This is a genomic window from Caproicibacter sp. (assembly GCF_046707225.1).
Classification (GTDB): domain Bacteria; phylum Bacillota; class Clostridia; order Oscillospirales; family Acutalibacteraceae; genus Caproicibacter.
On the sequence record NZ_JBJKOP010000035.1, the window covers coordinates 188,428 to 195,865 of the forward strand.

Sequence of the window (7,438 nt, forward strand, 5' to 3'; positions counted from 1 at the left end):
TTGCAACAAAGAGCATAAAAAAATACGCCTTGTACGGACGAAAGCCGTTCGGGGCGTATTTTTTGCTGTGAATCAAAAATATTAATCGATCTGAGTCAGCTGATCGAGCAGCGGAATGATTTCTTTCAGACGAATTATGACAAAATCAGCGCCCGCATTTTTGAATTTTTCCCCGACTCTGCGGATGTTTTGCGCACGATCCTTTTCGTTCAGGGAATTGAATTCCTTTTCGGAAAGACCCATTTCGGAACTGCCCTCCGTGACGCCTACCGTCAGGACACCGGCATTCTTTCCTTCAAGAACATCTTCGACCGTGTCGCCGATTTTAATGACATGGGTTACGGACGGCACCTTTAAGGACTGAAGGTTTTTAAAAATCATATAGGGATAGGGACGGCCAAAATTCTGCGTTGAATCCGGGCTGACCCATAGGTCCGGCGCATACCCGTATTCCTGTGCGGCGGGAGCCACGATTTCCATCATCCTGCTTGTAAATCCGGTTGTGGAGCCGATTTTGATTCCTCTGGAGCGCAGTTCTTTTACGGTTTCAAGAGTATCCGGTTTCGGTTTGGAATACTCCGGCAATATGCGGAACAGCTTTTCTTCAAACTTCCGGTATAAATTTTCCGTTTCCTCCGTTTCGGGGTAATGTCCATGGATCTCTTTCCATCTTTCTTTGATCCTCGGCATGGCAAGCATCGCGTTTATATGGTCCCGTTTTGGCACGCCCATTGGTTCCCTCGTTTCCCGGGGCGTCGGATCAACGCCGAATTCATGAAAAGCTTCCTCAAACGCCCGAACCGGCGCAAAGCAGCCGTAATCGATGGCCGTACCGGACCAGTCCAAAATAACCGCGTCAATTTTCATTTTAAACTCCTCCATGTTCGATTAAAAATCCGCGGATGATCTCCGCTAGTTTTTCGATATCCTGGAGATAGATTTCTCCGATGTTTCCGATGCGGAAAGTATCCGCCTCGGTCAGCTTTCCGGGATAAATAACATAGCCCCGTTCCTTGATATATTGGTAAAAATCAGGAAAGGAAAAATCGTTTCGGTCCGGATAAAGAAAAGTAGTAATGATGGGGGATTGATGCTCTGCCCCCAGAAAGGGCCGAATCCCCAGCTTTTTCAATTCGCTGATCAGAAGACGGTTGTTCTGCGTATACCTGCGGCTGCGGGCGAAAATTCCGCCCTCTTCTTCCAGTTCTTCCAGTGCTTTGGAGAAAGCCAGAACCGCATGGGTGGGAGAAGTGAAACGCCATTTTCCATCCTGCTCCATTTCTTTCCACTGGCTGTAAAGATTCAGGGAAAGACTTCTTCCTTTTTCTTTACATTCTGTCAGCTTTTTTCGGTTTGCCAGAATAAAGGAAAACCCGGGCACGCCTTGGATGCACTTGTTGGCGCTGCTGATCAGAAAATCGATGTTCCAGTCCCCAACCGGAATCTCCATTCCTCCGAAACTGCTCATTGCGTCCAGAATAAAGGTTTTGTTCCGCTCCCGCGCGAGAGCGCCCATACTCTGAGCGTCATTTAAAATGCCGGTCGTCGTTTCACAGTGAACCATGGCGATATGGGTAATGGCTTTATCGGCGTCCAAAAAGCGGGCCGCCTTATCGGGGGACGGAATTTGGTCGCAGGGTTCTTGGTACTGCACATAGGGGATGCGGTTCCATTCGCAGATTTCCGCCATGCGGGCTCCGTACGCGCCGTTGGAGCAGATGAGGAGCTTTTCCGAAGGTCCAATCACGCTGGAAAGCACGGATTCCACTCCAAAGGTGCCGCTTCCCTGCATCAAAACGGCGGTGTACAGATCGGCCGAAACGTGTGCAAGCCCTAACAGTTTGGCGCGGATTTTCCGCGTGATTTCCTTATAGTCGTCATCCCAGGTGCAGTGGTCAAACAGCATTTCCCGCTTCACCGTCCACGTTGTGGTCAGCGGGCCCGGGGTCAATAGTTTATAGTTTTTCACAGTATGTAATGGGCTCCTTCCTTTTATTCCGGGCTTTTCATACGATTGTTCGGTCCTTTTCCGCGTATTACGCAGCTCAACCGCACGGGCCGATTACAAGCGCCGCGGAAGAATTTACGATGGATGCGATTCATGGTCAAAAGTTAGCCCAAGCATTTTACACACCATCGGGGCAATGGAAAGCTGGTCAAAAAGTGTTTGGGTTTCCTCTTTAACGACTGCATTTTCTCCCAGAACGTACATGGGAACCTCCCGTTCGTCCGCGCTGTTTCCCCCGTGCAGTTTCCTTTCACTCATGCCGTGGTCGGCGGTCACAATAATATCAAAACCGTCGGCGATCCATCCGGGTAAAAACGTGGAAAGAATATTGTCGATATTTGCGACGGCTTTGATGTATTCTTCGCTTTTTCCGCCGTACCGATGCCCGATAAAATCGGTATTCATCGGATGAATCAATGCAAAATCCGGATGGTAGCGGCCGATCAGGTAATCTGCGTCGGAAAATACATGCGAATCGGGATAGAAATCATCATAATAAAAAATACCGTGCTGGATTGGGGCTTCCGGGTCGGAAAGGAACCGGTCCGTTTGCCGGTTGAACGGTGCGCTGACATATAATTCGCAGAAAAAGTAGTACGCTGCGGCCGCGGTCACCATACCGGCTTTGGTCGCAAGCTGAAACAGATTCTTTTTTCTCGACCTTCGGACGGTATCGTTGGACACAATGCCGTTTTTACAAGCCGGTGTGCCGGTCATAAGGACTTCATAAATCGGTCTCGACAGGGATGGAAGCTCCGACTTTACCCGGTACTTCGCAGCTTTTTGCTTTTCCGCCAAGTGCTCCATGAATCCCATGTGGCGAAAAGCGGCGTCGGCTGTCAGGCCGTCGATCAAGACAAACAAAACTTTACCCAATGTCGGAACCTCCCGTGAATCAAATAATATCCCGCTCAAGGGCGGGCGCTCGTTCTGCACGGCTTCTCGCATATTCCTTGATCTGCGAAACGGTTTCCCTCGGGTCGGATTGAATACATGCTTCGTTTTCCAAATTATACACATGCATTTTCAGGGGGGATAAGGCGATTTCCACGGTTTCGCCCATCGCAAAATCACGGTGTTCATTCACTCGGATGTCCGCAAAACATCTTTTGCCGTTTTGCATTTTTATTTCGTACCTTTGTGTTTCGCCTAAAAAATTCAGATTCACGACCTGCCCGCTGACGCGGTTGAGACGCGGCGTGAAGTCTTCCTGCCTGCTGTGAAGCACAACGTCGCCTGCATGGACATTGATCCTGATTCGGGTGCCGATTTTCACAGGCTCCGACAGCGGCGGCAGCTCGAACGTGGAACCGAAGACCTGTGCCGCAGGGGGATTTACCGATGAGATAACCCCGTCAAAGCTGGAAACCACGCCGATAAAAGATGAGGTAAAGAGCTGTTTCGGTTCGGAATACATTTTTTTCGGCGTGTTGGATTCAACGATGGTTCCGTCCTTCATCAGCGCCACTTGATCGGCAATCGCCAGGGCTTCAGTTTGATCGTGCGTGACGAAAACCGCCGTAATGCCAAGCTGAAGCTGAATCCGCCGAATTTCGCTTCTCAGTGAAAGCCGGACCGCTGCGTCAAGCGCGCTCAGGGGCTCGTCGAGCAGCAGAATATCGGGGCTGGGCGCGAGAGCTCTTGCAAGGGCCACGCGCTGCTGCTGCCCGCCGCTGAGCTGATAGGGATAATGGGCTGCGAATCTTTGCAAGCCGACTTTATTAAGCCATTTCCCCGCTTCGGCGGCGGCCTGTTTTTTGGGCATCTTTTTCATTTCCAAACCAAACGCCACATTCTGGAGCGCGTTCAGATTCGGAAACAGGGAATACTGCTGAAACACCATGCCGACATGCCGCTTTTTTACGCTTAGGAAGTCCCAGCTTTGCCCTTTGAACTCGATGCTGCCGCCGTCCGCATCTTCCAGTCCGGCGATAATTTTCAGCAGAGTGCTTTTTCCGCAGCCGCTCGGCCCCAACAGGCATACCATCTTGCCGACTTCGATCTCAAGATTAATGTTTTTTAAAACTTTTATTTTTCCATATTTCTTTTCTATGTTCATCAATTTTAGCCGTTCCATTCAAAACACCGCCTTTCCTACTTTTCTCTTTTTGTACCGCTTGCGTATCCTGCCAGAATAGACATGGCGAAAATGACAAGCATCGCAATAACGGACAGCGCGCTGACAAGATGACCGTCCACTTTATAGAAATTGTACTGAAAGACCGAAAAGGTTTTCCATCCGGCGCCCGTGATCAGCTGCTGCAGAGCATAATTATCAAATGTGCCGGCGAACGCGATTGCGCCGGAAATCAGAACTCCTTTTTTTAAGGAAGGGAAAAGGATTCTTATAAGAAAAGAAACCGTTCCGCACGCGAGCGTTTTAGAAGCGCTGTACAGTTCACCGGCGTCGATGGCTCTGTACGCATTTGACATGGTCCAGTAGCAAAACGGAAGATTAAAGGCCGTCTGCACACCGGCCAGAAGATACGGAGTGCCGAGAAGTTGAGGCATTACGGCGCCATAAAACTTGATGCTGCCGAGCGCCAGCACAACGCCGGGCAGCGCGATGGGAATAATGGAAAGCACTTCAATGAGCGTGCCGGCTTTTTTACTTCCCGTTTCCACGCCAAACAACGCCAAAACCGTAATCATAACGTCAAGACACGCCACAACGGTCGAAAGCGCAACAGTTCTTCCCAAGGCTTCGTAGAAATCCGGATCGTTAAAAATTTCAGCATAAGCGTTTGTAGACCAGATTTGCGGCAAAATGGTATTGGTCCATTTTTGGGACAGTGAAAAAAACAGCGTGGCGAGAACCGGAGCCATGATGTAAAGTAGAAATAATGCGGTCACAAGGAGAAAAACCGTTTTGGCGAAGCGTTTGTCCGCATTGGTCCGGGAATTGCCGTTGCGCATCCACTGAAAGTTCATCCGGCCCACCTCGCCGCTTTTTGATTGGCCGCCCGATAGATGAAGACCGTGAAAGCCATGGCAGCCAAAAGGATAATGGAGAGCACGTTTGCGTCCGATCGGTTAAAAACCGACATTTGGATCAGATACCCAATCTGAAGGGTGATTAAATTAATGCGGTTGTCGGTTATGGCCTGCGCCGTCGCATAGGTGCCGAGAGACTGCAGAAAAACCAAGGTGGCCGACGAAAGAAAGGAAGGCAGCAGGACGGGCCCCGCGACTTTTCGAGCGTACTGGAATTTGCCGGCGCCGAGCGTGCGGGCGGCAGCGAACCATTCTTTTCGGACACAGCCGACCGCCGGTAGAAAAATCATGCACATGAAAGGGATGAGAAAGGAGAGGTACGCCCAGTGCAGGCCCATCAGGCTTGCCAACTGAAATCCGGGGTAAAGTTCAATTCCGAAGCGCTTTAGGATTATCGTCAGCATACCGTTTGCACCCATCAGGGCGATGAAGGAAAACGCCAGACTGATTCCTCCGTTATTTGCGCCGAAGTTGATGAACGCCATAAACCAGCCGTGCCTTGAAAGCTTATTTGCCCAGAACAAAGCAAGCATGGCACCCAGCAGAGAGGATTCCGCCGTAGTCCAGAGGGCAAGCAGCAAACTGCCGCGCAGCGATTTCAGATAAGTGCTGTTCTTTAAAACGGCCGCCCATCCGCCGATTCCGCTGTCAAAACTGTGAATGATGATCGAAATCATCGGCAGGACCAGAAACAGGATGCAAAAAAGCAGATAAGGAAGAATCAGGAGCAGTGAAACACCGTTTTTCTTGTATTTTTCCTTTGCCTTTTTTATCATTGCCCCAAAACTTCCTTGCCCCATTTTTGCGCGATTTCATCCGGCGAAACGCTGTTCCATTCGGATGGCTTGCCGCAATTGGTATAAAAACTGTCCGGCAGCAATTCGCTTTTAACGTCGTCCGGCAGTTTCAGATTTCCCTCGACATACCGGATGGGGTGCGCGTGTCCTTCTGCGAAAATCGCCTGGCCTTCATCGGAAGAAACAAAATCCGCAAACTTTTTCGCAAGACCGGGGTGCGGGGACCATTTGTTGATCATTAAAGCGCTTGGGGCCCAGATGGAGCCTTCCTTCGGAAATACAATTTTAAAATTCGCCTGCCCTTTCAGGTCTTCCTGGTATCCTTTTGCGAGAAAATCATAGACGATGTAGATGGGGACTTCCCCTTTTTGCAGGGTTGCGACGGATGCCGATATGTTTTTGATATTGCCTTCCTTTTGCAGTTTTGCGAAATAATCAATGGAGGCGTCCACCTTTGTGATGTCTCCGCCTAACGCGTAAGCCGCAGCCAGAACCATATTCTGTCCGGAACCTGACGTCTGTGGATTGGCAATACAGATCATGTCTTTATACTCGCTTTTCAGCAGATCGTTCCACGATTGAGGAACATCCTTTACAACGTCGGTGTTTACAAGGAATACCGGAACACCCACATAGGTGCCGAACCAGTTCCCGTCGGGATCCTTCGCCCAGTCGCCGATTTTATCCCAGTTCGCATTTTTGTAGCCCATTGTTACACCCTGCGAAACGGCTACCGGACCCCACATCATTCCGATATCAGCCGTATCCGCGACGGGATTGTTTTTCTCCGCGCCGAATTTTTGGATTTCTTCGGCACTTGACATATCGGTATCCACATGGGTTGAACCGTACTTCTTATTGAAGGCCGCAAACATTTCTTTCCAATTTGCCCAGTCATCCGGCTGACCGTATGTTACGATTTTGTCCTCCTTTGCAGACGGCGCTTTGCTGCCGCCCGCGCCGGAACATCCGGTGATCGAAAAAACAAGGGACAGCGCGAGGAAAACGCAGGATATCGGTTTTAGGTTTCTTTTACGGCTTCGCAAGCCGGGGGCATTTTTGCAGGCCCTGTTATGTAGCATACTTTTTGAACTCCTTTCAATTCGCCGCGTGTCTTTTTCAGGGGGGGTGCCTGAAGAAATTTGTTGATTTCGTGCCCAATTCTATCATCTTTCATAGCAAGTTTCCATTAACAGGAATTAAAAAACTAACGCTGATTTGGTTAAAAACTACAAAATAAAACAGGACCTGTTGTAGAAAAAACCGCAACAAGCCCTGTCATGCAAAGAAAAAGTTACAAGGGAGGGGAACCGCGATCCGCGATCATGGAACCGCTTTGATCCAATGCCCGAGAAAATCTTTTATAATCGCTTAAAATTACACCCATATAAAGCATATCGACCACGGTGAGCTGAGTGATTCGTGAAAAAATTGCGTTACCGTAAATTTTGCCCCTGCCGCTACCGGCAAGGATACAGACATCGGCGTTTCTGCTGATGGGCACATCCTCGAAATTAAGGAACCTCTGAACAAATGGCATAAATAGAGACTTTAGCGAAGTGAGAGCAAGGAAGCGCTGCAGACCGGTTGTAAGTGCCGCATTTTGATCCCGCATTACCGGATTCATCCCCAAGTTTTG

Annotated in this window: 7 protein-coding genes and 1 pseudogene; all 8 read right to left on the reverse strand. The window is 49.6% G+C overall.

The features are described 5' to 3' along the window. Positions 1-81: 81 nt before the first annotated feature. Positions 82-867 (reverse strand): phosphonoacetaldehyde hydrolase, encoded by a 786-nt coding sequence (gene phnX / locus ACLQ3M_RS09085; RefSeq protein WP_411677365.1) that lies wholly within the window; start codon positions 865-867, stop codon positions 82-84. 1 nt (position 868) lies between these two features. Then, a complete protein-coding gene (gene phnW / locus ACLQ3M_RS09090) occupies positions 869-1,969 on the reverse strand; it encodes a 2-aminoethylphosphonate--pyruvate transaminase (protein WP_411677366.1) in 1,101 nt (366 codons plus the stop codon). Between the two features lie 114 nt (positions 1,970-2,083). After that, on the reverse strand, positions 2,084-2,884 hold the full coding sequence (locus tag ACLQ3M_RS09095) for an alkaline phosphatase family protein (RefSeq protein WP_411677367.1): 801 nt from the start codon (positions 2,882-2,884) through the stop codon (positions 2,084-2,086). Between the two features lie 19 nt (positions 2,885-2,903). After that, a complete protein-coding gene (locus tag ACLQ3M_RS09100; protein WP_411677368.1) occupies positions 2,904-4,085 on the reverse strand; it encodes an ABC transporter ATP-binding protein in 1,182 nt (393 codons plus the stop codon). A gap of 17 nt (positions 4,086-4,102) precedes the next feature. Beyond that, positions 4,103-4,939, reverse strand: a complete 837-nt coding sequence (locus ACLQ3M_RS09105) for an ABC transporter permease (protein ID WP_411677369.1) — start codon at positions 4,937-4,939, stop codon at positions 4,103-4,105. Next, the gene (locus ACLQ3M_RS09110) at positions 4,936-5,778 is read right to left on the reverse strand and encodes an ABC transporter permease (protein WP_411677370.1); all 843 of its coding nucleotides are present in this window, start codon (positions 5,776-5,778) and stop codon (positions 4,936-4,938) included. Before ACLQ3M_RS09110 ends, ACLQ3M_RS09105 begins: the two co-directional genes overlap by 4 nt. Then, the gene (locus ACLQ3M_RS09115; protein WP_411677371.1) at positions 5,775-6,881 is read right to left on the reverse strand and encodes an extracellular solute-binding protein; all 1,107 of its coding nucleotides are present in this window, start codon (positions 6,879-6,881) and stop codon (positions 5,775-5,777) included. The genes ACLQ3M_RS09110 and ACLQ3M_RS09115 overlap by 4 nt, the downstream gene beginning before the upstream one ends. Before the next feature lie 212 nt (positions 6,882-7,093). Then, positions 7,094-7,438, reverse strand: a pseudogene (locus ACLQ3M_RS09120) (hypothetical protein); the annotation flags it as partial.

Bases quoted from the DNA above. Each gene is read 5' to 3' on its own strand.
- phnX (WP_411677365.1), bottom strand. From the start codon at position 867: ATGAAAATTGACGCGGTTATTTTGGACTGGTCCGGTACGGCCATCGAT.
- ACLQ3M_RS09100 (WP_411677368.1), bottom strand. From the start codon at position 4,085: ATGGAACGGCTAAAATTGATGAACATAGAAAAGAAATATGGAAAAATA.
- ACLQ3M_RS09105 (WP_411677369.1), bottom strand. From the start codon at position 4,939: ATGAACTTTCAGTGGATGCGCAACGGCAATTCCCGGACCAATGCGGAC.
- ACLQ3M_RS09110 (WP_411677370.1), bottom strand. From the start codon at position 5,778: ATGATAAAAAAGGCAAAGGAAAAATACAAGAAAAACGGTGTTTCACTG.
- ACLQ3M_RS09115 (WP_411677371.1), bottom strand. From the start codon at position 6,881: ATGCTACATAACAGGGCCTGCAAAAATGCCCCCGGCTTGCGAAGCCGT.